The organism is Senegalimassilia sp. (genome assembly GCF_977052095.1).
Genome location: NZ_CDRSTZ010000005.1, coordinates 1 through 24446 on the forward strand (window position 1 = coordinate 1; position 24446 = coordinate 24446).

The following is a 24446-nucleotide window of genomic DNA, read 5'->3' on the forward strand; positions in this document are numbered from 1 at the left end:
CGATCTCGAACATGATGCGACCGGGCTTGACGACCGCGACCCAGGCCTCGGGGTTGCCCTTACCGGAACCCATGCGGGTCTCAGCCGGCTTCTTGGTGATCGGCTTGTCCGGGAAGATGGTGATCCAAACCTTACCGCCACGCTTCATGCAACGGGTCATGGCGATACGAGCGGCCTCGATCTGACGGTTGGTGATCCAGTGGGCCTCCAGCGCCTGGATGCCCCAGGAACCGTGGTTCAGACGGGTACCGCCCTTTGCACGGCCCTTCATGGAGCCGCGCTGCACCTTGCGGTGCTTAACACGCTTAGGTACGAGCATTACTTGCGCCCCCTCTCATTGCGGTCGTTGCGACGGGAACGGTTCGGACGGGAGTTGCCCTCGAGCGCCGGCTGCGGAGCCTTCTGGCCGGGCATGACCTCTCCGTGGTAGACCCACACCTGCACGCCGATGGAACCCATCTGCGTAGCGGCGGTGCAGAAACCGTAGTCCACCTTTGCGCGCAGCGTGTGCAGCGGCACGCGGCCTTCGCGGTACCACTCGCGGCGGCTCATCTCAGCGCCGCCGAGACGACCGGCGCACTGGATGCGGATGCCCTTGGCACCGGACTTGCGGGCGGACTGGACGGCCTTGCGCATAGCGCGACGGAAAGCAACGCGGCCTTCCAGCTGCTCAGCAACGGACTGGGCGATGAGGTTGGCGTCCAGCTCGGGGCGCTTCACCTCGACGACCTCGATGTTCACGGGGCCGTTGGCGACCTTCTCAAGCTTCTTGCGCAGAGCGTCGATCTCGGCGCCCTTCTTGCCGATCACCACACCCGGGCGAGCGGTGGTCACGATGACCTTGATCTTGTCGCCAGCGCGCTCGATCTCGATCTTGGAGACGGCGGCACGGGACAGCTGCTTGTCCAGGAACTTCCTAATGGCCAAGTCGTTTGCCAGGTTCTGGGCGTAATCCTTGTCGGCGTACCAACGGCTGCGCCACTCTTCGGTGATACCGAGGCGGAACCCGGTAGGGCTTACCTTCTGACCCATAGACTTTAAGCCTCCTCTCGCGAAGCGACGATGATGGTGATGTGGCAGGTGCGCTTGCGAATCGGCGAAGCGGAACCCTTAGCGCGGGGACGGATGCGCTTGAGCGTGGGGCCTTCGTCAACGAAAGCGGTCTTCACGACGAGCGTCTCCGGGCGCACATGGTGCTGGTACTCGGCGTTGGCAACGGCAGAGTTCAGCGTCTTCTCGACGACCTCGGCAGCGGCGCGGTTGGTGAACGCCAGGATCTCACGGGCGGCCGGAACGGACTTGCCGCGGATCAGGTCGACGACGATGCGTGCCTTACGGGGCGACATGCGCACGGTGCGTGCGATTGCTTTAGCTTCCATGATTCACCCCTTCTTATTTCTTCTTCTTGTCGGCCGCGTGACCCTTGAAGGTGCGCGTGGGGGCGAACTCGCCCAGCTTGTGACCGACCATGGACTCGGTAACGTACACCGGCACGTGCTTGCGACCGTCGTGCACCGCGATGGTGTGGCCCACCATTTCGGGGAAGATCGTGCTTGCACGGGACCAGGTCTTGATGACGTTCTTTTCGCCGGCCGCGTTCATCTTCTCGATGCGCTCAAGAAGGCGAGGCTCAACGAAAGGACCCTTCTTCAAACTTCTGCTCACTATTACTCCTTAACGCTTAGCGCTACTTCTTGCGACGGCGAATGATCAGGCGGCTAGAGGCCTTCTTCGGGTTGCGCGTACGATGACCCTTGGTCGGAACGCCCCACGGGCTGACAGGGTGACGGCCAGAAGTCTTGTTCTTGCCTTCGCCACCGCCATGGGGATGGTCGACCGGGTTCATGACCGTACCACGAACCGTCGGGCGGATGCCACGCCAACGATTACGGCCGGCCTTGCCGATCGTGATGTTGGAGTGCTCGGCATTGCCAACCTCGCCGATGGTTGCACGGCAGGTGAGCAGCACGCGACGCATTTCGGAGGACGGCATACGCAGGATTGCGTACTTGCCTTCCTTGCCCATCAGCTGGATGCTGGTGCCGGCGGAGCGGGCCAGAGCGGCGCCGCGGCCAGGCTGCAGCTCAACAGCATGGATGAGCGTACCGACGGGGATGCTTGCCAGCGGCATGGCGTTGCCGGGCTTGATGTCCACGTCGGAACCGCTGACGACCATGTCGCCGACCTTCAGGCCCTTCGGGTGAAGGATGTAGCGCTTCTCGCCGTCAACGTAGTGCAGCAGAGCGATACGAGCGGAGCGGTTCGGGTCGTACTCGACGGTAGCGACCTTTGCAGGCACGCCGTCCTTGTTGCGCTTGAAGTCGATGATGCGGTAACGACGCTTCACGCCGCCGCCCTGATGACGGACGGTGATGTGACCGTGGTTGTTGCGACCGGCCTTCTTGTTCAGCGGCGCAAGCAGGGACTTTTCCGGCTTGTCGCAGGTGATTTCGGCTTTGTCCGAAACCGTCTGGAAGCGACGACCGGGGCTAGTCGGCCTGTACTGTTTGACTCCCATTTCAAACCTTTCCATCTGGGTTCACGCTCGCATGCCTCACCATGCACCGCAAACCCTCCTACATGCTGTGGATCGGCGATTGCCTAAGGGCGCCCGTTTGAGGTCAGACGCACTGACTCCGTCAATCCACGCGCCCGGGTGTATCCATAAGTCACCAGACGCAACTGGGTATTATACGTGCGTTTCGAGGGGCGTTCAAGGAAAACTTCGCGAAACGGAAAGCGCCCACAACCTGCACACAAGCCAGGTTGCGGGCGCTTTTCAACGGTGCGAACGCATGCTTTTATAGTAAGTCGGATCCGTACAGCGGACGCAGCACGGTGTTGTACTGGCGCTCGAACAACTCGTCGACCGCGCCTTCCCACGCCACTTCCCCGCCGCTCATGCATATGACGTCGTCGGCGATGCGGCGCGCTTGGGCAAGGTTGTGGGTGACAATGACGATGGCGCACGTTTTCGCTACGCGGCGCAGCACGTCCTCGACCGCCGACGTACTGGCGATATCAAGCGCGCTGCACGGCTCGTCGAGCAGCAGCACGCTTGGTTCGACCGCCAGGGCACGCGCGATGCACAGGCGCTGCTGCTGGCCGCCCGAAAGCTCGAGCGCGCTGCGGCGCACATCTCCAGCCAGCTCGTCGTACAGACCCACCGCGCGCAGCTGCTGCCCGACGGCAGCGGAAAGCTGTGCGCGCTTGCGCACGCCGCGATTGCGCAGCGCGTAGATAATATTGCGCTCGACCGAGAACGGAAACGGCGTGGGCTTTTGCATGACAAGCCCCACACGTTCGCGCACCTTGTCGGCCGTCCAGCCCTGCGTAGGCACACCTGCAAGGCGCACTTGACCGGACCATCGGGCGCCTTCGGCCAGTTCGATGGAGCGGTTCAGGCACGCTAGCAGCGTGGATTTTCCGCAGCCCGACGGTCCGATGATAGCCAGGATGCGCCCCGTGCGCGCGGTGAGCGACACGTCTTTGAGCACGTGACGGTCGCCGTACCATGCCTGCAGGCCGGCAACCTCAAGCGCCAGCGAACCTTGCGCGGATACGGCTTCGTCGGCCACCTTCGAGCAGGCGGCGCTGATTTCGCCTTCGCTTACGATTTCATCCATCGCCTTCTCCTTATCTGGGCATATGCCGAAACGGCCAGGTTGCAAGCCAGCACCAACGCCATGAGCACGAACGCCGTGGCGTACACCTGCGGGATGGTGGTGCCCTGCGCAAGCATGAGGTACAGGTGCAGCGGCAGCGACATGGCGGGCTGATCGATGCCGGTGGGAACCGGGGCGAACGCCACGCCGCCCGTGAAGATGAGCGGGGCCGCCGCGCCAAGGGCGTACAGGGCGCCCAGCACCACCGCGCCAAGCACCTCGCCGCGGCAATACGGCAGCACCAGCGTGCGCACCACGTACGAGCGCGTGCATCCCAGCGCATAGGCCGAGGTCACCAGCTCGGCAGGCACCTCGCGCAGGGCCTTTTCCACGCGCACCTCGATGAACGGGATGATCATGAGCGCCAGCGCCACGCCGCCGGCCAGCACGCAGCGGCCAAGGCCGGCGTCGCGCACCAACACGGCGTAGGCGAACAGGCCCATGACGATGGACGGAGCGCCGGCCGCCACGGATATGACGCGCCCCACGGCGTGCTCCACTGCAGGCTTGCGGCACAAAAACACGCGGTAGACGGCAAGGGCCAGCGCCAACGGCACGGCAATGACCAGCCCCGTAGCCGTAAACCAGGCGCTTCCGGCAATGGCGGGGAATATGCCGCCTTCCGTGCCCAAGATAGCGCCCGACGGGCTTTGCGTGATGAACTCCCACGAAATGCAGCCGGCTCCTTGGCTGAACACGTACGCGAACAAAAACACGATGCAGCTGGCAACTACGGCCATGCCCGCCCAGGCCCACACGCGCGCAAGGCACGCGCCGGCGCGCCCGAGCACCCAGCGGCCGCCGCGCACGCCGCGGGAAGCGCGGCGCGCAAGTCGATGTTGCGCCCAAGCCGTTACCGCATCGACGGCAAGCACGATGGCCAGCAGCACGAACCCGGCGGCGAACAGGGCATGCATATGCGTGCTGCCCGCTGCGGCCGTGCCCATTTCAAGCGCGATAAGCGACGCGATGGTTTCGCCCTTGCCCAACAGCTCGGGGAACAGATTCGCGTTGCCCACCACCATCATGACGGCCATGGTCTCGCCCATGGCACGCGCGAACGCCATCATGACCGACGGCCACAGCAACCGCAGCGACACGGGCAGCACCACGGCATACACGCCGTACCACTTCCCCACGCCCAGGTTCAGCGATGCGGCAAGGTAGCGCTGGCGCACGGCCAGCATGGACTCGGTCATGGACGACACCATGAACGGCAGCACCATGACGGCAAGCACGATGCCGGCGGCCAGCACGCAGTTGCCCGACGGATGGCCCGCTTCAATGAACGCCTTCGAAACCACTTCAAGGCCCACGAAGCCGTACACCACCGAGGGGATGCCCGCAAGCAGGTCGATGGCGCTGCACAGCGCCGCACGAAGCGCAGGCCCCGCCGCACACGACAAGAACAACGCGCACCCGATGGCCACCAGCAGCGCCAATGCCAGCGCCAGCACGGAAACGGCCACCGAGCCGGCAATGAAGTTCGCGATGCCGAAGCTAGCGCCCGTGCCGAAATCGACGGGCATCCAGCTGTTGCCGAGCAAGAACGCCGAAAGGCCCACCTCGGAGACGATGGGCCAACCTTGCACCGCCACGGTGACAAGCACTGCCGCAAGCGCGGCGACGCCCGCAAGCGCGAGCGTCGCAACCAAACTATTCTGCACAAGGTCCGCGCAGCGCCTGCGGGCGCGGACCGTTTTCGTCATAGGCATGGCTGTGCGCGCCAAAACCTATTTCGCGGTGAACGACGGGATGTAGCCGTTCGACTCGATGGCCTTGATGCCGGCATCGGAGTAGATGTAGTCGATGAAGGCCTGCTCGGAGTCGGTGGGCTCGCCAACGCCCACGAACATGACGGGACGCTGGATCCTGTAGTCGCCGGAAACGATGTTGGCCTCGGTGGCCTCCACGCCGTCGACCTTCATGGCCACAAGCTTCGTGCCGTTGGCGTTAGCCTTGTTGTAGGCGCCGAAGCCGGCATAGCCGATAGCCCACTTGTTGTTCGCGATGTTCGTGGCCAGCTCGGTCATGGAAGCGGACTGCGTGGCAGCGTCGGTGACCTTCGAATCGCCCATGACGGATTTCTGGAACACCTCGTAAGCGCCACCGGACAGGTCGCGGATGTATACCTGGATCTGCTCAGCGGGCAGGCTTGCGTCGACCTGGTCCCACGTGGTGATTTCGCCGGCGAAGATCTTGCGGATGGTGTCGGTGGACATATCGTCAACGGTGCCGACGATGGGGTTCTCGGCGTTGACGGAAACGGTCAGCGCGTCCTTGGCGATCTCGTATTCCTTGTAGTCGCCAAGCTTTTCCTTCTCGGAGTCCTTCAGCGTGCGGGCAACCATGCCGAAGTCGCACGTGCCTTCCTCAAGCGCGCTGACGCCAACGCCCGAGCCGCCCGGGGCAACGTAGATGGAGATGTTCTTCTCGGGGAAGCTGGTGTTAACCTTGTTCCACGTTTCGTACTGGTCGGTGAACGAAGAGGCCAGCGACGAGATGATCGGGTAGGCCGACGTGGAGCCGCAGAACATGATGTTGGACTGGAACTCGTCGGAGGCCTGCTCGGTGGATGCGGACTTGTTGTCGGCAGGCTGCGTGGAAGCGTTGTTCGACGAGCAGCCGGCCAGAAGGCCGCAGCCGAGCGCCGCCGCCATGACTGCGGCCAGGATGCCGCGGGCAAGCGGCTTTTTCTTCAGTGCTTGTTTTGCCATTGCTTTCCCCTTCCAAGGAAGACGGGCACCAGGGCATACGAAAGCCAGCAGCCGTACGGCCGCCATTTCGTTATGCTGGGTGCAGAATGAATGCGCGATTGCGCGCTGATACGAAGGCCGCTGTCATCGCCGACAAAGCGGGTGCAGAATTCCCGCTTTACGCAACCTTTACATGAGTGGGATGGTACGAAGGGCGCCAGACGTTGTCAACGGTCAGTTATCCTTGGAATGGAATACGACCCATTTTGGGTGGCCAGGGGCACAGGGAGAAAACGCCCGATGGCAAAGAGCAGCTGCATGCAAGCCCCGCAGCACGAACGTAGCACGCATGGGAGTGCGTGCGGAGAACAAAGCGAAAAGCGCCTGCGTCCCGCAATGATGCAGGACGCAGGCGCTTGAGAATCGCAAGTATGCGGATAGGCCGCGCTTACGCAAGCAGGCTTTCGTCGACGTTGACGCCGTGCGCCTTCGCCCACGCGAGGAGCTGCTCGGCCGACGGGGCGCCGGCGAAGCGGTCGGAGCCCGCGTTCGCGGCGCGCGCCGCAACATAGACGCCCGCGGCCTTGTCGAGCGCCTGCGCAGTGGCGAACGCATCATCGCACGTCAAGCCAGCAACCACCACACCGCCGTCCGACAGCACAGCGGCGCTGCGCACATCAAGTGCCGCCGCCACATCGCCGACCGCCAACGCAGGCGCGTCAAGCAGCGCAACGCCGTTAGGAACCACTGCCATGGCCTGCGGAAGCGCACTCCACAGCGCCTTCGTCACCGCGGCAGCGTCGCCCGGCAGCAGCAGGCGCGCGGCCGCCACGTTAGCGGGCACGCAGCTGTACACGACGCGGTGCTGTGCGTGCGCGGCGAAATGCTGCGGGAACGCCGCCGTGGGCACGCCGCCATCCTTCAGGCCCCACACGATGCGCCAGGCGTCGCCCTGCTCGTTGATCTCGACGATGCCGATGTTGCGCGCCGGGTCATGCGCCACGTTGCGCATGGACGTGCGCAAGCCCGTGGTGGCAATGAACGCGCCGGCCAGGCGAACGTCCTGTACGCCCATGCTGACCCAGCTTGAGGGGTTGTCGTAGAAAAACGGGCGGCACGGAGCAACTTCGGCGTCGTCCAAGCGCACGGTCGCGGCCCCGTCGAAGCCCTGGTGCCAACCGGCGGCCCATCCATCGGCGCACAGGCGCACAAGGTTCTTCATGACAAGCTGCTGCTCGACGGCCACGCCCGAAACCGCGCCTTTCGCAGCGGAAACGCCCTTGTCAAGCACGCCCTGCGCAGCGCTGGCGCCACGGCCCAGCATATCTTGAGCGTTATCGAAAAATCCCATGTTCAAACCTTTCAACGTGTTGTGCCGGCCCGCAGGCAAAGCACACCGGCAAGCTAACGATACTCTAACGCGCCTCGGGGCGAATCTGCACCACGTACATCACGTTCGTTGCAGCAACGTCACCTTCGGCGCCTTCGCGCGCATGCGACACCATGGGACTGGTGGCCACATCACCCGCCGTGACCACCGCAACGTCTCCGGGATGCGCGTAACCGTTTTCCACGATAGCGCGGCGCGCGTTTTCCACAACGTGCGCCATGTCGCCCTGCACGTCGCCGAGCATGGGCGTGACGCCCCAGTGAATCTGCTGCTGGCGCATGACGCGCTCGGACGTGGTAACGGCATAGATAGGCGTGCGCGGACGCAGGTTCGACACCAAGCGCGACGTGTGGCCCGAAAGCGTAGGCGCCACGATGCACGACGCGTTGATGGTTTCGGCCGTTTGCACCGCGGCGATGCCAACGGCAAGCGCCACGCGCGCGCGGTCGCGCGAACGATCGGGCATACGCTCGTCGAACAGGTACGGTTCGCTGGCCTCGGCCACGCGCGCCATCATCTCCACCGCCTGCACGGGGTATTTGCCCGCCGCCGTCTCGCCCGACAGCATGACCGCGTCCGTGCCGTCGTAGATGGCGTTGGCCACGTCGCCGACTTCGGCGCGGGTAGGACGCGGGTTCACGATCATGGATTCCAGCATCTGCGTGGCGGTGATGACCGGCTTCGACTCGCGGTTACAAAGACGGATGATTTCCTTCTGGATGTGCGGCACCTTGTACGGCGGCACCTCCACACCCAGGTCACCGCGGGCAATCATGATGCCGTCCGAAGCGTTTATGATTTCTGTGATGTGCTCGACGGCCTCGGAGCATTCGATCTTCGACAGCAGCATGATGCCGGTACCGCCGTTGTCATCCAGAAACGCGCGCAGCTCCCGCACGCCCGCCGCGTCGCGGATAAACGACGCCGCCACGAAATCGACCTGTTGCTGGATACCGAACAGCAGGTCCTGCTTGTCCTGCTCGGTCATGGCCGGCAGCGGTACGGAGGTACCCGGAATGTTGATGGACTTGCGCTCGCCAAGCGTGCCTGCGTTGCGCACGGTGCAGTGGATGTCGGTGCCTTCGATGGCGTCGACTGAAAACTCGATCATGCCGTCGTCCACAAGGATGGAAGCACCGGGCTCAAGCGCGCTGGCAAGCCCCGGACAATTCTGCGACACGATGCTGCTTGTGCCCTCCACGTCAGCTTCCGTGAACGTGAAGCGCTGCCCCGCCGCAAGCTGCACGGGTTGGTGCCCGGCAAGCAGGCCCGTGCGAATCTCGGGGCCCTTCGTGTCAAGCAAGATAGCGCACGGACTGGCCATCTCGGCGCGCACGCGGCGCAAACGGTCCATACGGCGCGCGTGCTCCTCGTGCGTTCCGTGGCTGAAGTTGAAGCGGGCGATGTCCATGCCCGCCGCTATCATTGCGCGCAGCTTCGACTCGTCGTCGACGGCCGGCCCGAGCGTGCAGACGATCTTCGTTCGTTTTGCCATGGTTCCCTCCCCTGGCGCTTTCGCGGCATTTCGTTTCTGCGCATCGACTATACCGCAAAACGAGCCTGCCGCCGATGTGGCGACAGGCTCGTTTTCGATTGCTTTGCATGCAAGGGCAGCGCCCGCGCAGCTGCTAGATTTCAGCGACCCACAGGCCGTGCAGGTTGCAGTACTCGTAGGCGCGCACCGGCTTGTCGCCTTCGGCAACGGCGAACGTGGCCTCGGGAGCGTCGGAGGGCGTAAGCGGCGCAATCTGGTAGCCCTTTTCCGTGACCAGCACGATCATGGTGATGAAGTGCGGCTCGGTCATGGGATGGGCAACTTCGCCAACCTTCACGGTGACGGTGGCGCCGTCGACGGTGACCTGCGGCACATGCTTCTCGCGCGCGCCATCCGTGTCGTTGGCGTGCAGCTCGACCATGTTCTCGCCGCAGCACACAACCGGCACGCCCTGGTCGAACACCTTCACGACAACGTTGCCGCAATGCATGCACTTGAAGAATTTGACGTCCATGGAAAACCCCTCTCGGTCTGCGAAGGCGCCCCGACGGCGTCCTCGCCAACTAGTATAGAAACGCTGCGAACCGCCCGTGCCGCACGTGCGGCAACCTTTGCGAATTCGTTACATCTTCGCCATCGGTTCGTTGCATATCTATATGATACTAATTGTGTACCATTTCGGGAAGCCCCTGTTGCGGCTTTTTTGCGCGAACGGCATATATGAGCACGCAAACGCCCACGATGACCAGCGGAGCGCTGAGCACCTGGCCCATGGTCAGCCATCCGCCCCACAAATAGCCGATTTGCGCATCGGGCTGGCGCACGAATTCAACAAGGAAGCGGCAGATGCCGTAGCCGATCAAAAACACGCCCAGAAACGTGCCCTGCGGGCGCGGCGGGCATTTGCGGGACAGCGCGTACAGCACGATGAACAGCAGCACGCCCTCAAGCAGCGCTTCGTACAGCTGAGAAGGATGACGCGGCATCATGCCCGCCGAGCCGCCGAACACCACGCCCCACGCCGCATCGGTGGGCGCGCCCCACAGCTCGCCGTTCACGAAGTTCGCGCAACGGCCGAAGAACAGCCCGATAGGCGCGGCGATGCAGCCCATGTCGGCTAGGGTGAGGTACGGGATTTTCGTGACGTGCGCCGCCACGATGCCCGACAGCAACGCGCCGATAAGCCCGCCGTGGAAGCTCATGCCGCCGTGGCTGAACGCCAAGACCTCGGCGGGATGCGCGAAATAGTAGCCGTCGCCGTATACCAGCACATAGCCAAGTCGGCCGCCGATGATGACGCCGATGATGACGCACAGCATGATGGTGAGCAGGCTGTCAGTGTCCACGCGCACGCGCCAACGCTTCGCCACGCGCCACAGCACCAGCGCCGCGCAGACGAAGCCCATGACGTACGCCAAGCCGTACCAGCGCACGCTGAAGGGCCCGAGCGAAAACGCCACCGGGTCGAGCATCTGATATATGTTGTTGAGCATGAGGGGTTCTCCGTTTCATCAGATTGGATGCACGGAGATAAAGCATACCTTAGTTCAGACCGCCTGCCCCCACCTCGATGGCAGCAAACCGCACCTCTTCACGAAGCGCCGGCGGAATAGGATGCAGCAAAGACACCTTCGAGCCGCATTGCGGGCACGTTACGGTGAACAACGCCAAGTCGGGCCGAAGCACCATCACGGCTTCATAGGACGTCAGGTCAAGATTGTGGCCCTTGCAACGCGGGCAAGAAGCATGTGATTTCATGAAAGCCACCTCTTCCTGACGTAGCTTGCGCTAGAGCAAAAACCGGTTCGGGTTGCCCTGGCGCGCAGCCTCTCCTGCGGTGCGCTGCGACGTGGCAGGGCCCCGCTCAAGGAAAAACTCGCAGAAGCGGCAAATTTCTTTTGCCGCCGCGTCGAAATCGCGCTCGGGATTCAGCAGCTTGGCGAAATCCGAGCAGACAACGTGCGTAGGACGGAAGCAGGCGGCGAAGTGGCAGTCGGCAGGACAAGGCTCGCCGGGGATATTGTGCGGGCAACGCGAGTTCATTTCCTCGTCATCATAGCAGCCACGCAGCTCCCAACATTTCATGATTGCACTACCTCTTCCCCGCCTGCTTTTCCCGTGATTACATCATTGCAGGCACAACGCGCGTAACGCCCGGCACGCGCTCCTTCAGGATGCGCTCCACGCCGTTGGCCAGCGTCATCTGGGACATGGGGCAGCCCTTGCAAGCGCCCTGCAGCTCGACGGTCACAACGCCTTCGGCGTCAACGTCGACGAGCTTCACGTCGCCGCCGTCGGCCTGCAGGCTGGGGCGGATGAGCTCGAGCACTGCTGCAACGTCGTTCTTCTCAACCATGGGAATCTCCTTCATCGTATGGTTAGCGTTCTTCTTCGCGATTCTACCACAGCGCGGCGCCCGCTTGGGGCCTACGCTGCCGGCTTCCAATCCTTACCGAGAATAACCAGCACATCGGTGTTGAACGTGTACGACCCGCTGTTTTGCACCAAGCGGCCAACGCCCATGGCGTTGAGCACCGTCTGCGCGGCGGGCTCGGTGTCGCTGGCGTTGTAGATGACCAGCGTCTCGTTGTACACGGACGCGTCGGTGTTGCCCGTTTCCGTCACGTTGAAGCCCTTCGACGTGAGCGTTTGCTGCATGGACGCCGCCGCCCCCGTGATGCCTCCGCCGTTGCGCACGGTGATGGAGAAGCTGCCGGGATCGGTGGTGGCGGCCTGCTGCGCTTCAGCGGGCGCCTGACCTGCATCGACGCGGTCCATCATGGTAGACCACGACGAATTCGACACAGCGTAGACGTCCTGCCCGTCGCTTTGCGTGACGTAGCCGGGCACCAGCCCGCATTGCACGGCATCGGGCGTGAGACCTTTCAGGCTTTCGGCAAGCGACAGAGCGTCGTTCGAGCTCATATCCGTTTGGAACGCGCCGTTGAGCTGGTCAAGCAGACCGACCAAGCCCGACTTGCCGCTGGCCACCAAACGCTGCGCCACCGCGGTGAGCAAAAGCTGCTGGTTTTCCGCCTGCGTTTGACGCGGCTGCTGGAAGTTCGTGGCGCGCGCCAGCGTGACAGCGCCTTCGCCCGTAAGCGTTTGCTGCCCGGCGGGCAGGTACACGCTGCCGGCGGCCGGGTCGTCCACTTCTTCGGGAAGCGTCACGTCAACGCCGCCAAGCACATCGACCAGCTGCGTCAAGCCTGCGGCGTCGATCCTGACAACGTGCGCGATGCTGACATCGGCGAAGTTCGCCACGGCACTGACCAGCGATGCGTCACTTTCGCGCACGGACGCTTCGCGCAACGGGTAGTACTTGCCGTCTTTCAGCGACACCTGCACGTCGCAGGGAATGGACACGATGGTGGCGTTTTTGCCGGACGCGTCGGTGCGTACAAGCGCAAGCGCATCGGGGCCGTCGGCGGAATTGGGCATGCCGGGCGTGTCGAGCTCGGCCACCACAAGCGTATAGAACGGATCGCCCGACTTCGCCGCAACAAGCGCGCTGGCCGCGTCGGAGTTTTTCAACGCCAGCTTGTCGTTGAGGTTTCCCGTAAGCGTGAACGACCACACACCGTAAGCCACGGCCGCAAGCAGCGCCACCACCGCTACGGCAACGCCTACCCTGCGCCCCCACGTGCGGCGCTTCTGGCCGGGGGAAAACTCCAGGCGCCCCGCGTACCCGCCGCCGCTGCGCGGACCCGTGGCGCCCGGCATGACGTTGGACACATAGCCGCGCTGTGCGCGCTTTTGGCGCCGCGGGCTGGAAAACCCCACCTGGTCGGCGTTCATGTGCGCCGGGCGCGCCTTGGGCACATGCGTGCCAAGCGTAGCGCTGCGCATGCGCCGCGACGTGAGCTTCGAATTGATTTGCGTGATGTCCTTGCGTTTCCTAACCATGGCACCACCTGGGATTATTCGCGCGAGGCGCCCAAACGACGACGCGTGACGTTCGCGCCAAGCTGCTCAAGCTTGCCGCAGTAGTCCTCGTAGCCGCGGTCGATGTGCTTGATGTTGTGCACGCGCGTTTCGCCTTCGGCAACAATGCCGGCAAGCACCAGCGCAGCGCCGGCGCGCAGGTCGGTGGACGACACGTCGGTGCCCTGCAGGCCGCTGACGCCGCGCACGAGCGCATGATGGTCCTCAATGGTGATGTCGGCACCCATGCGCGCAAGCTCGCTTGCGAACATGAAGCGGTTCTCGAACACGTTTTCCGTAACCATGGACGTGCCGTGGGCAAGCGCACACAGCAGCATGAACTGCGCCTGCAAGTCGGTGGGGAAACCCGGGTGCGGAAGCGTTTGGATATCGGTAGGCTGCAGCGGCTGCGTGCGGCTGCAACGCACCCAATTATCGCCCGTCTCCACCGTGCACCCCATGGCGCGCAGCTTCATGATGGCCATGTGCAGATACGACGGGTCGATGCCGCGCACCGTGACGGGTCCGCCCGTCAGCGCGCCGCCGGCCAGAAACGTTCCGGCCTCGATGCGGTCGCCCACCGTGGTGTGCTCGCAGGGATGCAGGCTTTCAAGCGGCACGCCTTCCACTTCGATGATCGATGAGCCGGCACCGGTAACCTTGCCGCCCATAGCGTTGAGCATGTTCGCCAAATCGACGATTTCCGGTTCGCGCGCCGCATTCTCGATGAGCGTGTGGCCCTGTGCGGTGATAGCAGCCATCAAGCAGTTTTCCGTGGCGCCAACGCTGGGGAACTCCAGCGACACCTCGGCCCCGTGCAGGCCGTTGGGCGTATGGGCGTTCAGGTAGCCGTGGTCGATGTTGAATTCCACGCCAAGCGCTTCCAGGCCCACCAGGTGCATGTCGATTTTGCGGGCACCGATTTGGCAGCCGCCCGGCATGGCAACGCACGCCTGCCCGAAGCGCGCGATAAGCGGCCCGAGCACGCTGATGCTGGCGCGCATCTTCGACACCAGCTCGTAAGGCGTTTCGCGCGACTCCACCGCCGTGGTGTCGATGGTCATGGTGTGATCGGTGCGCTCAACGGTTGCGCCAAGGCACTCGAGCACTTCGGACATGACAACGATGTCGCTGATATACGGCACGTTGTGCAGCGTGGATTTCCCCTGGCCCAAAATGGCCGCGGCAATAAGCTTCAGCGCCGAGTTTTTCGCGCCGGAAACCTGAACTTCTCCAGCAAGGGCGTTGTTGCCTTCGACAACGATGATTTCTTTCTCAGCCATGGAACGTCCCCCTTGTGCGTAAATGATTGCGAAAGCCCATTATAAAGCGAAGGCCCGCACGCGGCGGGCCTTCACGATGAAAGCAAACGGTATCTGCGTTCCGAAAAGCTTGCAGCTTTACGCGGTCTCGCCGAGAGCCCAGCGCACGAAGCCGGTCACCTTGATGGAGCCGCCGAGGTTCTTGGCAGCCTCCTCGGTGTACTGGTTCACGGTCTGGTCGGGGTTCTTGACGAAGGCCTGCTCGGTCAGGCAGTTCTCCTTGTAGAACTTCTCCAGGCGGCCGGTGGCCATCTTTTCCTGGATGTTCTCGGGCTTGCCGGACTCAGCAGCCTGGGCCTTGTAGATGGCCTTCTCGTGCTCGACAACCTCGGCCGGCACGGACTCGCGCGTAGCGGCAACCGGGGAAGCAGCGGCAACCTGCATGGCAACGTCGCGGCCATAGGTCTGGAAGCCCTCGGAAGCGGGGTCGATGCCCTCGACGTCGAACGTCACGACAACGCCGATCTTGCCGCCACCATGGATGTAGGTGGCAACGCCGCCGGCGGCCACGGTGGTGGCGCGGGGCAGCTGGATGTTCTCGCCGAGCACGTGGATGGCGTCGGTGAGGATGTCCTCGACGGACTCGCCCTCGTAGGAAGCGACCTTCAGGGCCTCGACGTCGGCAGCGTTAGCGGCCAGAGCAGCGCGGCCAAGCTTCTCGGCGTAAGCCTTGAACTTCTCGTTCATGCCCACGAAGTCGGTCTCGCAGTTCAGCTCGACCACGGCAGCGGACTTGGCGTCCTCGGCCACGACGGTCATGACGGTGCCCTCGTTGGTGGCACGGCCGGCCTTCTTGGCGGCAGCGGCCAGGCCACGGGTGCGCAGTACGTCGACAGCCTTGTCCATGTCGCCGTCAGCCTCGACGAGAGCCTTCTTGCACTCCATCATGCCAGCGTCGGTCATCTCGCGCAGTTCCTTGACCATGGAAGCGGTAATAGCAGCCACGTTGATCCTTTCTATCGTTGTTTCGGCGCAGCGGCCTGCCGCACCGTAATAACCTCAAAACGCCGTCGGCCGCCAAAGCAGGGACCGACGGCGCGTTTCACCTTGAAAAGCCTGATGCTTATTCGGCAGCCGGAGCAGCAGCCTCAGCCTGAGCAGCCTCGGCCGGAGCAGCCATCTCCTCGGCGGACACCGGAGCACCGGTGCCGGCGATGACGGCGTCAGCGATGAACTCGGCCAGCAGCTTGACGGAGCGGATGGCGTCGTCGTTAGCCGGGATGCCGTACTCGACGTCGTCCGGATCGCAGTTCGTGTCGAGCGTGCCCACCACGGGGATGTTCAGGCGATGAGCCTCGTGCAGCGCGATCTCCTCGCGGTTGGTGTCGATCACGAAGATGGCGTCGGGGACGCGCTTCATGTTGCGGATGCCGTTGAGGTTGGTCTGCAGCTTGGACAGCTCCTTGCGCAGCAGGATCTGCTCCTTTTTCGGCAGCAGAGCCATGCGGCCGTCGGCCTCCATGGCCTCGAGCTCCTCCATGCGGGTGACGCGAGAGCGGATGGTCACGAAGTTCGTCATCATGCCGCCGAGCCAACGAGCGTTGACGTAGGGCATGCCGCAGCGGTTAGCGGCGTCGGCGACGGCTTCCTGAGCCTGCTTCTTCGTGCCGACGAACAGGACGGAACCACCGTTCTTGGCGATGTTGGAAACAAAGGTGTAAGCCTGGTCCATGCCGATGAGGGTCTGCTTCAGGTCCAGGATGTAGATGTCGCCGCGAGCGCCGAAGATGTACTGCTTCATCTTGGGGTTCCAGCGACGCTTCTGATGACCGAAGTGCGCGCCTGCATCGAGCAGGGTCTGAATGCTGATCTTAGCCATGACACTCTCCATTCGTTAGTCCTCTGCATGCGGTCATCCCCGGCACCCGCAACCAGTACTGGCCACTAGCGGGTTGGGTCGCACATGCATGTGTGATAAAAAACAGCCCTCGAAGTATAGCAACGCCCCCGGGCGTTTGCAACGGGGCGCCGATAATATGTGCGCTTCTTCACGAAATGCCTGCGCGAAAGCGGGCGTGCCGCCATCTGCGCGCATGCACGCACGCAAACGCGGCCCGCCAGGGGTTACCTGACGGACCGCGCAAGGTGTTACACGTCGTAGCGCTTGGAATTGCGCATGGACAGCGTCACCGTTGAGGCGTTGTGCAGAAGCGAGGACATCTGGGGCGTGATGACGCCGGCGATGCCCGCCGCAAGCAGCCCCGAGTTGATGAGCATGACGGCCTTGAAGCTGCCGCCGAGGCGCTCCATCAGCCCTTCGCTCATGCGGCGCAGCGACACGATGGCGCCAAGGTTGCCGCCGGTCAGCGTGATATCGGCTACTTCCTTGGCCACCGCGGTGCCCTGCCCCATGGCAATGCCCACGTCGGCAAGCGCCAGCGCCGGGGCGTCGTTGACGCCGTCGCCCACCATGACCACGTTCGCGCCCTGGGCCTTCAGGTTCTCGATAAACGCGTACTTGTCTTCAGGCAGCAGGTTCGCGCGGAATTCCGTCACGCCCGCCTGCTCGGCGATGCGCGCCGCCGTGCGCTCGTTGTCGCCCGTCAGCATGACCACGCGGGTAAAGCCCAGGCGGCGCAGCTCGGCCACGGCCTCGGGCACGCCGGCCTTCAGCGGGTCCTGCAAGCCGATGACGCCCATAAGCTTGCCATCGACGGCCAGATACAAAGGCGACAGCCCCTCGGTCTGCTCGGCGATAAGCGCCTTGTGGGCCTCGGAGATTTCCACCTGCTCGTCTTCGACCACGAAATGCTCCGAGCCGATGACGACGCGCTTGCCGTCAAGCGAGCTGGCGATGCCGTGCGCCACGATGTACTCCACCTCGGCGTGGCGTTCGCGGTGTTCGAGGTTCTTCTCGGCCGCGGCGCGCACGACGGCGCGGGCCACCGGGTGCGGGAAGTGCTCTTCCAGGCAGGCGGCGAAACGCAGCACCTCGTCGGCATCCCAGCCGTCGAGCGTGAGCACACGCGCCACCTCGGGCGTTGCCTCGGTGAGCGTGCCCGTTTTGTCGAACACGATGGTGTCGGCCTGGGCCATGCGCTCAAGATGCTGCGAGCCCTTCACGGTGAAGCCGGACTGCGCCGACTGGCTCATGGCGGACAGCACGGCGATGGAGCCGGTAAGCTTCAGCGCGCACGAGTAGTCAACCATGAGCGCCGCCGACGTTTTCACCAGGCTGCGCGTGGTCAGCGCCACGATGCCGGCAAGCAGGAAGTTCCACGGCACGATGCGGTCGGCCAGATGCTCCATGCGCGACTGCGTTTCAGACTTGTACGTTTCGGTCTGCTCCACCAAATTGACGATGGAGCGCAGCTTCGTGTCGCCCTCGTTGGCCTTCACTTCGACGATGATCTCGCCGTCTTCCACCGCGGTGCCGGCGAACACGTCGTCGCCGACCGTGCGTTCCACGGCCAAAGGCTCGCCGGTAAGCGCCGCCTGGTTGACCATGGCGCAACCGCGCACCACCACGCCGTCGACGCACACGGGCATGCCGGTGCGCACGGCAATAAGCTGACCGGGCTTCAGCGTGTTCGCGGGCACCTGCACCTCGGTGTCGCCTTCGACAAGCTGAGCGGATTCGGGCAGGTCCAAAAGCGCGTTGATAAGCGCACCTTCCGAACGGCTGCGCGTGTATTCCTCAAGCGTCTCGCCGACGTTGAGCAGCAACATGGTGGTGCCGGCCGTGCGCGGATCGCGCTTCAAGAACGAGATGCCGATGGCCGCCGCGTCAAGCACCGGCACGTCCAGGCGCCCGTTGGCCAGCGACTTTAGACCCTCGAACAGGAATTTGCGGTAGCTCCATACGGCCCAAGCGGCGGCAAGGGGCTTCGGAAGGAACCAGCGGCGCAGCAGGAACGACCCCACCAACTCGGCCAAGTCCATAAGCAGCGAATGGGCGCGCGGGGCAAGCTCCAGCCCGCAACCCTGCTTGGCCTTCGCGATGGCTGCCGCGTCGATGCTGGATAAGTGCGAAAGCACGCGAGCGCGAGCCCCGGGCGTGGCGCGATACGTCAGTGCCACCGAGCCGATGCGCGGATACACCGTTGATTTCACGACGTCCGGGCACTGGCCGATCACGCGATACAGCGCGTCAAGGTCCGCTGGCGGGACATGGCCCGCCAGCGTCACGCGCAAACGGCCCGGAAGCTCGTTTGCAATTTGATATTTCATAACGAATCGCTTCTTGCGCTATTCCGCAGCAGCCTCGGGCTGGTCGGCCTTAGCGGACTCGTTGATGTAGTTGGCCTCGGCAACGATGTCGTCGACCTGGGCCTTGGCCTGCTCAACGACGTCCTGGTAGGCAGCCTTGGCCTGCAGGCTCTTCGCAACGCCCTGCACGTAGCACTTCTTGGCCGTGTTGCTGGTGAGCGCCTTCACGCCCAGCGTGCCCAGCACGAAACCGCCAGCGACCATCCAACCATCACGCTTGCCGAACTTCATGAGTTCCATCCTTTCTTGCGGCGTCCCGCCGCCATCTCGAGCATCGAATTCTCGCGCCCGCAATTACCTTACCGAGATAGAATAGTGCCACGCAAAATGCGCGTCAAATGGTTAAAAAGTGGTTAACTATCTGCGTTGATTTTGGTTAACTCGATGTTCGCCGAAAGGAGGCCGGCATGAAGTGGCACCGTTTCTTCGCCATGGCCGCATGCGTGTGCATGGGCCTGTGCGTTTACACTGGTAAGAAGCACAAGTAGCACGTCTCGCGCCCGGCAGGCGGCGCGAAGGTTACCGAAAGATAACGGTAAACCGCAGCATACGGGATTTGTGCGAATCGTGAACCCACCGCACCCGAAGGCGGCGTCAAGCCGTTACCATGAAAGACACGCGACGCTATCGCAGCGGGCTCCAAGTCCCGAAGCGCCGCACAAACCGTCGCGTTTCTACCATCGAACCTGTGGGAGCACCTATGAATTTCAACAAAGTAGCGTTCGAGCGCTCGTTCGGTATCTCTTCGCAGCTGCCGCCCTCGACGCTTCCAGAAGTGGCGTTCGCCGGCCGCTCGAACGTGGGCAAGTCCTCTATGCTCAACGCCCTGTTCGGACGCAAAAGCCTGGCGAAAGTGTCGCAGAAGCCCGGCAAAACGTCCACCATCAACTTCTTCGCCACCGACACGGCGCGTTTCGTGGACCTGCCCGGCTACGGCTACGCGCGCGTGGCGAAGTCGGAAAAGGGCCGCTGGGCCGAGCTGATCGAGGGTTACTTCAACCAGGACCGCAACTTCGCGCTGGTGGTAAGCCTGGTGGACATCCGCCACGAGGCACAGCAGCTTGACCTGAACATGATCGGGTTTTTGCAGGAAGCGGGGCTGCCGTTCGCCGTGGTTCTGACGAAGGCCGACAAGCTGTCGAAAAACCAGCAGAACAAGCAGGCCGCCCTGCTGCGCCGCCAGCTTGCACTGCCCGACGACGTGCCCATGCTGGTAACGTCAAGCGAGAAGAAAATCGGCTTCGACAACCTTCGCAAGCTGATCGAGCAGGCCTGCGAAGGGTAAACCTCCGCGTATCAAGAAAACAAGCACTTATTGCACAAGAGGCGCCCTATGCAATTCGGGCGCCTCTTGTGCATTGCAACGCTATTTGAGCATGAAAAAGGCGCCCGAACTTTCATTCGAACGCCTTTTCACGAATGTTATTGGAGGGCTACCAGGGGCAGCGAACGATAATCATGTCGCTTTGGACGGGCCCGACCTTAACTTGCTCACCTTGCTGCGGAGCATGAATCATTTGGCCACCGCCAATATAGATACCGCAGTGGTACGAGCTGGTGCAAATGTCACCCGGCTGCGGATCGGAAACCTGCGGCCACGCCATGAACGTGTACGTGGTGCCCAAGCGCGAATAACTGCCCGTCAGCGCATAGCTGACCAGACCGGAGCAGTCAAACGTATCCGGGCCAACAGCGCCCCACGAGTACCAGCAGCCAATCTTGCTGTAAGCGCGATCGACAACAGCATTGCCAGTTGACGGGTTGTAGCTGGGCTGGCTGGAAGAGCTGCCGCCGTTAGAGCTCCCGCCGTTGCTACCGCCGCCATTGTTGCTGCCGCCATTGTTGCTGCCGCCGTCGGAACTGCCGCCGTTATCGATGTAGCCGCCGTTGCTGCCGCCATCGTTGCTTCCGCCGTTGTCATTGCTAGCAGCCTGGTTTGCAGACTGCTCAACGGTCTGTTGCGCCTGGGCGGCAGCTGCCGCCTCCTGCGCCGCCTTCTCCTGGGCAACAAGCTCGGCAACCTCGGCAGACAAGCTGTCGTAGGTAGCCTGCATGGAGTTCACCGTGGACTGAGCTTCATCCTGAAGTTGCTTGGCTTCATCGGCCTTCTGGGCCGCGATGCGCGTTTGCTCGTCGAACGTGTCCTTCTGCTGCTGAGCCTCATCGCGCAGATCCTTGTTCTTCTGCACCAGCTCGGCATCGTTGTTGTTGACCTTGTTCAGCAGGTCCCAGTTCGTGGCGAACTCGGAAAACGACGTGGAACCAAGCAACAGGTCCAAAAACGATGCAGCGCCGGAGCGATACATGCTGTGAGCGCGATCGCCCAAACGGGACTGCACGTCGGCGATTTCAACGTTGATTTCATCGATGCGAGTTTGAGCCTCGTCAGCAGACTGCTGAGCAGCTTCCTGTTCGGCCAGAGCCTCACCGTAGTTTGCTGACGCCTGATCAAGCTCCATCTGCATGGAGTTCAAAGAAGCCAGCACAGCCTGAGCCTCGGCCTGCTTCGAAGCGGAATCGGGCTCGGCAAAGGCGGCCTGCGGAATCATGAGGCCACACGTCAAAACAGCCGCAACCGCCCCTCCGGCGATGCGCCTGCGCAATTTCATTTCTTGCTGCATGCAAAAACCTCCTTTATGGATTGCAGCGCAAACTGCGCTCAGTCTACCATCGGCACAACAAGAAACTCCTCATGTTCACCGAACGGGCACACGCAGCCGCAACGCGTTCGCTACCGAAAATGCGGCGTTCGTGCGGCTATCGGGCCGCTCACCTGCCATTTTCTTGCCTCTTATCCCTCTTCGCTGCTGTCAACAGTTTTTTGCGCATTTGCATGAAAACGGCCGCCCTCCTTCCAGAAGACAGCCATAGAAAGCCCCGCGGGAACCTTATTACCCGCGAAAACCCGCGTCCTCCTTGTGGCGTGTCGGGTCGTCGGCGGCCGTTGTTGCCAGCTGGTCGCAGCGCTCGTTTTCCGGGTGCCCGGCATGGCCTTTCACCCACACGAACTCAACGTCGTGCGGTTGCTTGGCCTCCAGCATGCGCTTCCACAAATCGACGTTTTTCACGGGCTGCTTCTGCGAATTCTTCCACCCGCGCTTAAGCCACCCGTCAACCCAGTGCTGGTTGAACGCGTTCACCAGGTACTGCGAGTCGGAGTACAGCGTTACGTGGCAAGGCCGCTTGAGCGCCTCAAGCGCAACGATGGCGCCGAGCAGCTCCATGCGGTTGTTCGTGGTGCAACGGTACCCCTGCGAGAATTCGCGCTCGTGCACGCCGCCCTTGCTGTCCACGAACCGCAAAATGCTGCCGTACCCCCCAGGACCAGGGTTGCCCCGAGAAGCCCCATCGGAATACAAATCTACGTGCATAGAAAAATCTCCTCGAATAGAAATGGGACAAAGGGACAGTCCCTTTGTCCCAAAATCACAACGCCACAGGTCCACCAAAGTCAGCGAGGGCCGCTGTGGTGCCCGGAATCGGCTTGAAGGGGACAAACGGATAGGCCCTCTACCCCAACAAAAAGCCCGCATTCCGCTTGCTACAACGCCGCAGGTGGCGTAAAAGTCAGCGAGGGCCGCTGTGGTGCCCCAGGTTGCCCTGAAATGAGCGGGCATTGGCCTTTCGGCCATGCCCGTGAAATTGAAGGGCAAGATGGGGTGCCACAGCGGCCCACAGCGTCGAGTCAGTCCGTTTGCCGACAGGCAAACGGAACTACTTAAATTGCGACGGGTGTTTGCTGAAGAAGTCGAAGCGCGGGGGCAGCTCGCGGATGCGATGGCGGCCGTCTTCAAGCTCCAGACCGTGGCACAGCTCGTTCATGTCCTCGAAGTCGAAATTCCAGCTGAAGAAGTCCTCGAACTCGAAGCTTAAGTAGTCGGCGATCTTCTCGCAGCCCTTCGGCACCACCGGATGCATAAGCAGCGTAGCCACGCGCAGCAGGTAGAAGCAATCCACCAGCACCTGGCGGCGCAGCACCTCGTCGCCTTCCTTCTCAGCCGTGCGGATGTTGTCCGTCCAGTACTTGTTCGCCCAACGGATGAACGTGTCCATGATGGACATGATGGTGTGCAGCTCCACCTTGTGCATAGTGGCGTCGTACTCCGACATAACCGCGTGAGCGCGCTCGCGCACCTCGTCGGAAACGCGGCCCAGCGGCATCCAGCCCTCGAAGTTCTTCTGCGCCTCGTAGAAGCAGCTGCGGGCCAGGCGGTTGAACACGTTCGTGAGCAGCGCGCCCTCTTTGAGCACCGGGTCGGCAACGCGCGGGTCTTCGCGCTTGGACTCGTCGGGGTCGAACGGCTTGGGCTTGAATCCCACGGACTTCTGGTCAAGGCCAAGCGCCAGGAAGTGCGCGCGCAGCTGCTCGACCGTGTAGTACTCAAGCAGCTCGTCGGCCGTAGGAGGCTTCACCGCGCCCGACGACGAGGCCTTCTTGTTCCCCAGCAGAATATGGTGGTTCGCCACCAGCTTCGTTTGGCGGATGGGGTGATCCGTCTCGCCCGGCGTCAGGATGTCGCCGGGGCGCAGCGCCTCGATGAGCGCCGGCTGAGCCACGCCGTAGAAGTACAGGTTGTCCTGGCCGATGAACTGGTACACCTCGGAATCCTCAGAGCACCAGAAATCGCGCCAACTGCCGCGCGGCAGGCCCATCTTGTCGTTCACGGCCATGGTGAAGCTCATGGGGGCCCACAGGCTTTCAGGCCAGCACCACACCGTCAGGCCCTCAAGGCCGTCGATGACCGGGGCCTTCACGCCCCATTCGATGTTGCCGGTGATGCGGAACGGCACCAGCGCCTTGCCCGTGCGGAAACGGATTTGCGCGCCGGTAAGCACGTCGCGCGCCGCGTCGCGGTCGTCGATGTTGTCGAATTCGATCTCGAAGGACTGCTTGCCCTTCTCGGCCTCGTGGAACACGTGGTGCGGCAGCTTGTCGGCAATGGCCAGGTACTGGTCGTGCAGCTCGTTTTTGATGTACACAACCGGCGGGGCCAGAAACTCCTTGATGGTTTGCGGCACGATGGGGCGCACCTCGGGGTCGGCCTCAAGCGCTTCGACGTGCTTCTTCAGAAACTCCGTGAACGCCGGCAGATCGAAGTACCAGTTCTCCACCGGACGCATCTCGGGCGTGACGCCCGTCAGCGACGACTTCGGCGCGATAAGGTCTTCAGGCGCAAAGCTGTGGCCAAGGTCGCACTCGTCGGCGTAGGCGTGCTCGGACTTGCAGCCCTGCACGGGGCAGTGGCCCTGCACCTGGCGGCCGTTGAGGAACGTGCCCGCCTGCGGGTCGTAGAACTGCAGCGTGGAGCGCTTGTGCAGCCAGCCGTTTTCGTGCAACTTCTTGATGAACGCCTCGCTGATGCCCTGATGCACCTCGCCGGAATGCCCGATGTTGGAGCCTTCATAGATGTTCAGGCTGATGTCGTAGGAGTCAAGCGTGGCCTTCTGCTTGTTGTGGTTGCGCTCGACGTATTCCTCGATGGTGCCGGTGAACTCGCCGGCTTCCACCAGCTTGCGGTAGCCCTCGTTGATGGGAGAGCCGAAGCAGTCGGTTCCGCTGATGAAGCGAACGTTTTCGGCGCCGATGCGGTCGCGCAAAAAGCGCGCGAAGCAGTCGGCCGGCACGAACACGCCGGCAACGTGCCCGAAATGCAGCGGCTTGTTGCCGTACGGCATGCCCGCGGTCACCACCGCGCGCTTCGGCCACGTCACCGGCGAGACGTTGTTTTGCGTTGTTGCCATCAG

At 62.9% G+C, this 24446-nt stretch carries 25 protein-coding genes; 1 reads left to right on the forward strand and 24 read right to left on the reverse strand.

Annotation, left to right across the window (positions count from 1 at the left end; translation table 11 throughout):
- From rplP to ACWI6D_RS01810, 21 genes are all read right to left on the reverse strand, one after another.
- Nucleotides 1-319, reverse strand: a 319-nt coding sequence (gene rplP, locus ACWI6D_RS01710) for a 50S ribosomal protein L16 (protein WP_449133440.1), incomplete at its 3' end; no start/stop codon positions are given.
- Nucleotides 319-1032, reverse strand: coding sequence for a 30S ribosomal protein S3 (gene rpsC / locus ACWI6D_RS01715; RefSeq protein WP_129423198.1), 714 nt, complete (start codon nucleotides 1030-1032; stop codon nucleotides 319-321). The genes rplP and rpsC, both read right to left, overlap by 1 nt.
- A 5-nt stretch (nucleotides 1033-1037) precedes the next feature.
- A complete protein-coding gene (gene rplV / locus ACWI6D_RS01720) occupies nucleotides 1038-1379 on the reverse strand; it encodes a 50S ribosomal protein L22 (protein ID WP_129423199.1) in 342 nt (113 codons plus the stop codon).
- A 13-nt stretch (nucleotides 1380-1392) separates the two neighbouring features.
- Nucleotides 1393-1665, reverse strand: coding sequence for a 30S ribosomal protein S19 (gene rpsS, locus ACWI6D_RS01725; protein ID WP_129423200.1), 273 nt, complete (start codon nucleotides 1663-1665; stop codon nucleotides 1393-1395).
- A 22-nt stretch (nucleotides 1666-1687) separates the two neighbouring features.
- Nucleotides 1688-2518, reverse strand: a complete 831-nt coding sequence (rplB, locus tag ACWI6D_RS01730) for a 50S ribosomal protein L2 (RefSeq protein ID WP_129423201.1) — start codon at nucleotides 2516-2518, stop codon at nucleotides 1688-1690.
- Nucleotides 2519-2801: 283 nt separating this feature from the next.
- Nucleotides 2802-3626 (reverse strand): phosphate ABC transporter ATP-binding protein, encoded by an 825-nt coding sequence (locus ACWI6D_RS01735; RefSeq protein ID WP_449133441.1) that lies wholly within the window; start codon nucleotides 3624-3626, stop codon nucleotides 2802-2804.
- Nucleotides 3611-5374: a phosphate ABC transporter permease subunit PstC gene (gene pstC / locus ACWI6D_RS01740; RefSeq protein ID WP_449133442.1), complete on the reverse strand. Its 1764-nt coding sequence runs from the start codon at nucleotides 5372-5374 to the stop codon at nucleotides 3611-3613. The genes ACWI6D_RS01735 and pstC overlap by 16 nt, the downstream gene beginning before the upstream one ends.
- A 24-nt stretch (nucleotides 5375-5398) precedes the next feature.
- Nucleotides 5399-6382, reverse strand: coding sequence for a phosphate ABC transporter substrate-binding protein (locus tag ACWI6D_RS01745; RefSeq protein ID WP_449133443.1), 984 nt, complete (start codon nucleotides 6380-6382; stop codon nucleotides 5399-5401).
- A gap of 427 nt (nucleotides 6383-6809) precedes the next feature.
- On the reverse strand, nucleotides 6810-7712 hold the full coding sequence (locus ACWI6D_RS01750; protein ID WP_449133444.1) for a class II aldolase/adducin family protein: 903 nt from the start codon (nucleotides 7710-7712) through the stop codon (nucleotides 6810-6812).
- A 64-nt stretch (nucleotides 7713-7776) separates the two neighbouring features.
- Nucleotides 7777-9246 (reverse strand): pyruvate kinase, encoded by a 1470-nt coding sequence (pyk, locus tag ACWI6D_RS01755; protein WP_449133445.1) that lies wholly within the window; start codon nucleotides 9244-9246, stop codon nucleotides 7777-7779.
- A 133-nt stretch (nucleotides 9247-9379) separates the two neighbouring features.
- The gene (locus tag ACWI6D_RS01760; protein ID WP_129423207.1) at nucleotides 9380-9760 is read right to left on the reverse strand and encodes a desulfoferrodoxin family protein; all 381 of its coding nucleotides are present in this window, start codon (nucleotides 9758-9760) and stop codon (nucleotides 9380-9382) included.
- Between the two features lie 148 nt (nucleotides 9761-9908).
- A complete protein-coding gene (lgt, locus tag ACWI6D_RS01765; protein WP_449133446.1) occupies nucleotides 9909-10739 on the reverse strand; it encodes a prolipoprotein diacylglyceryl transferase in 831 nt (276 codons plus the stop codon).
- Between the two features lie 49 nt (nucleotides 10740-10788).
- The gene (locus ACWI6D_RS01770; protein ID WP_449133447.1) at nucleotides 10789-11004 is read right to left on the reverse strand and encodes a hypothetical protein; all 216 of its coding nucleotides are present in this window, start codon (nucleotides 11002-11004) and stop codon (nucleotides 10789-10791) included.
- 30 nt (nucleotides 11005-11034) lie between these two features.
- Nucleotides 11035-11331 (reverse strand): hypothetical protein, encoded by a 297-nt coding sequence (locus ACWI6D_RS01775; protein WP_201738620.1) that lies wholly within the window; start codon nucleotides 11329-11331, stop codon nucleotides 11035-11037.
- Nucleotides 11332-11368: 37 nt separating this feature from the next.
- Nucleotides 11369-11602, reverse strand: coding sequence for a NifU family protein (locus tag ACWI6D_RS01780; protein WP_129423211.1), 234 nt, complete (start codon nucleotides 11600-11602; stop codon nucleotides 11369-11371).
- 71 nt (nucleotides 11603-11673) lie between these two features.
- On the reverse strand, nucleotides 11674-13152 hold the full coding sequence (locus ACWI6D_RS01785) for an LCP family protein (protein ID WP_449133448.1): 1479 nt from the start codon (nucleotides 13150-13152) through the stop codon (nucleotides 11674-11676).
- A gap of 14 nt (nucleotides 13153-13166) precedes the next feature.
- On the reverse strand, nucleotides 13167-14453 hold the full coding sequence (murA, locus tag ACWI6D_RS01790; RefSeq protein ID WP_449133449.1) for a UDP-N-acetylglucosamine 1-carboxyvinyltransferase: 1287 nt from the start codon (nucleotides 14451-14453) through the stop codon (nucleotides 13167-13169).
- Nucleotides 14454-14570: 117 nt separating this feature from the next.
- The gene (gene tsf, locus ACWI6D_RS01795; protein WP_449133450.1) at nucleotides 14571-15437 is read right to left on the reverse strand and encodes a translation elongation factor Ts; all 867 of its coding nucleotides are present in this window, start codon (nucleotides 15435-15437) and stop codon (nucleotides 14571-14573) included.
- 118 nt (nucleotides 15438-15555) lie between these two features.
- Complete coding sequence (gene rpsB / locus ACWI6D_RS01800; protein ID WP_449133451.1) at nucleotides 15556-16311, reverse strand: 30S ribosomal protein S2; 756 nt, start codon at nucleotides 16309-16311, stop codon at nucleotides 15556-15558.
- A 269-nt stretch (nucleotides 16312-16580) separates the two neighbouring features.
- Nucleotides 16581-18662: a heavy metal translocating P-type ATPase gene (locus ACWI6D_RS01805; protein ID WP_449133452.1), complete on the reverse strand. Its 2082-nt coding sequence runs from the start codon at nucleotides 18660-18662 to the stop codon at nucleotides 16581-16583.
- 18 nt (nucleotides 18663-18680) lie between these two features.
- Nucleotides 18681-18932 (reverse strand): DUF6110 family protein, encoded by a 252-nt coding sequence (locus ACWI6D_RS01810; RefSeq protein ID WP_129423217.1) that lies wholly within the window; start codon nucleotides 18930-18932, stop codon nucleotides 18681-18683.
- 469 nt (nucleotides 18933-19401) lie between these two features.
- On the opposite strand from ACWI6D_RS01810, the gene yihA reads away from it, so the two are divergent.
- Complete coding sequence (yihA, locus tag ACWI6D_RS01815) at nucleotides 19402-19986, forward strand: ribosome biogenesis GTP-binding protein YihA/YsxC (protein ID WP_129423218.1); 585 nt, start codon at nucleotides 19402-19404, stop codon at nucleotides 19984-19986.
- A gap of 148 nt (nucleotides 19987-20134) precedes the next feature.
- Here the strand turns inward: yihA and ACWI6D_RS01820 are convergent, their stop codons facing one another.
- From ACWI6D_RS01820 to ACWI6D_RS01830, 3 genes are all read right to left on the reverse strand, one after another.
- On the reverse strand, nucleotides 20135-21322 hold the full coding sequence (locus ACWI6D_RS01820) for a coiled-coil domain-containing protein (RefSeq protein ID WP_449133453.1): 1188 nt from the start codon (nucleotides 21320-21322) through the stop codon (nucleotides 20135-20137).
- Between the two features lie 270 nt (nucleotides 21323-21592).
- Entirely contained in the window at nucleotides 21593-22072 is a 480-nt protein-coding gene (rnhA, locus tag ACWI6D_RS01825) for a ribonuclease HI (protein ID WP_129423219.1), read from the reverse strand.
- A 343-nt stretch (nucleotides 22073-22415) separates the two neighbouring features.
- On the reverse strand, nucleotides 22416-24443 hold the full coding sequence (locus tag ACWI6D_RS01830) for a methionine--tRNA ligase (RefSeq protein ID WP_303251769.1): 2028 nt from the start codon (nucleotides 24441-24443) through the stop codon (nucleotides 22416-22418).
- Nucleotides 24444-24446 lie beyond the last annotated feature (3 nt).

Excerpts from the sequence above, each read along its gene's own strand:
- rpsB (WP_449133451.1), bottom strand. The coding sequence starts at position 16,311 with ATGGCTAAGATCAGCATTCAGACCCTGCTCGATGCAGGCGCGCACTTC.
- yihA (WP_129423218.1), top strand. The coding sequence starts at position 19,402 with ATGAATTTCAACAAAGTAGCGTTCGAGCGCTCGTTCGGTATCTCTTCG.
- ACWI6D_RS01780 (WP_129423211.1), bottom strand. The coding sequence starts at position 11,602 with ATGGTTGAGAAGAACGACGTTGCAGCAGTGCTCGAGCTCATCCGCCCC.
- murA (WP_449133449.1), bottom strand. The coding sequence starts at position 14,453 with ATGGCTGAGAAAGAAATCATCGTTGTCGAAGGCAACAACGCCCTTGCT.
- ACWI6D_RS01770 (WP_449133447.1), bottom strand. The coding sequence starts at position 11,004 with ATGAAATCACATGCTTCTTGCCCGCGTTGCAAGGGCCACAATCTTGAC.
- lgt (WP_449133446.1), bottom strand. The coding sequence starts at position 10,739 with ATGCTCAACAACATATATCAGATGCTCGACCCGGTGGCGTTTTCGCTC.
- pstC (WP_449133442.1), bottom strand. The coding sequence starts at position 5,374 with ATGACGAAAACGGTCCGCGCCCGCAGGCGCTGCGCGGACCTTGTGCAG.
- ACWI6D_RS01760 (WP_129423207.1), bottom strand. The coding sequence starts at position 9,760 with ATGGACGTCAAATTCTTCAAGTGCATGCATTGCGGCAACGTTGTCGTG.
- rpsC (WP_129423198.1), bottom strand. The coding sequence starts at position 1,032 with ATGGGTCAGAAGGTAAGCCCTACCGGGTTCCGCCTCGGTATCACCGAA.
- rplV (WP_129423199.1), bottom strand. The coding sequence starts at position 1,379 with ATGGAAGCTAAAGCAATCGCACGCACCGTGCGCATGTCGCCCCGTAAG.
- ACWI6D_RS01820 (WP_449133453.1), bottom strand. The coding sequence starts at position 21,322 with ATGCAGCAAGAAATGAAATTGCGCAGGCGCATCGCCGGAGGGGCGGTT.
- ACWI6D_RS01830 (WP_303251769.1), bottom strand. The coding sequence starts at position 24,443 with ATGGCAACAACGCAAAACAACGTCTCGCCGGTGACGTGGCCGAAGCGC.
- ACWI6D_RS01750 (WP_449133444.1), bottom strand. The coding sequence starts at position 7,712 with ATGGGATTTTTCGATAACGCTCAAGATATGCTGGGCCGTGGCGCCAGC.
- ACWI6D_RS01745 (WP_449133443.1), bottom strand. The coding sequence starts at position 6,382 with ATGGCAAAACAAGCACTGAAGAAAAAGCCGCTTGCCCGCGGCATCCTG.
- ACWI6D_RS01805 (WP_449133452.1), bottom strand. The coding sequence starts at position 18,662 with ATGAAATATCAAATTGCAAACGAGCTTCCGGGCCGTTTGCGCGTGACG.
- ACWI6D_RS01735 (WP_449133441.1), bottom strand. The coding sequence starts at position 3,626 with ATGGATGAAATCGTAAGCGAAGGCGAAATCAGCGCCGCCTGCTCGAAG.
- ACWI6D_RS01810 (WP_129423217.1), bottom strand. The coding sequence starts at position 18,932 with ATGAAGTTCGGCAAGCGTGATGGTTGGATGGTCGCTGGCGGTTTCGTG.
- rplB (WP_129423201.1), bottom strand. The coding sequence starts at position 2,518 with ATGGGAGTCAAACAGTACAGGCCGACTAGCCCCGGTCGTCGCTTCCAG.
- pyk (WP_449133445.1), bottom strand. The coding sequence starts at position 9,246 with ATGGCAAAACGAACGAAGATCGTCTGCACGCTCGGGCCGGCCGTCGAC.
- rnhA (WP_129423219.1), bottom strand. The coding sequence starts at position 22,072 with ATGCACGTAGATTTGTATTCCGATGGGGCTTCTCGGGGCAACCCTGGT.
- ACWI6D_RS01775 (WP_201738620.1), bottom strand. The coding sequence starts at position 11,331 with ATGAAATGTTGGGAGCTGCGTGGCTGCTATGATGACGAGGAAATGAAC.
- ACWI6D_RS01785 (WP_449133448.1), bottom strand. The coding sequence starts at position 13,152 with ATGGTTAGGAAACGCAAGGACATCACGCAAATCAATTCGAAGCTCACG.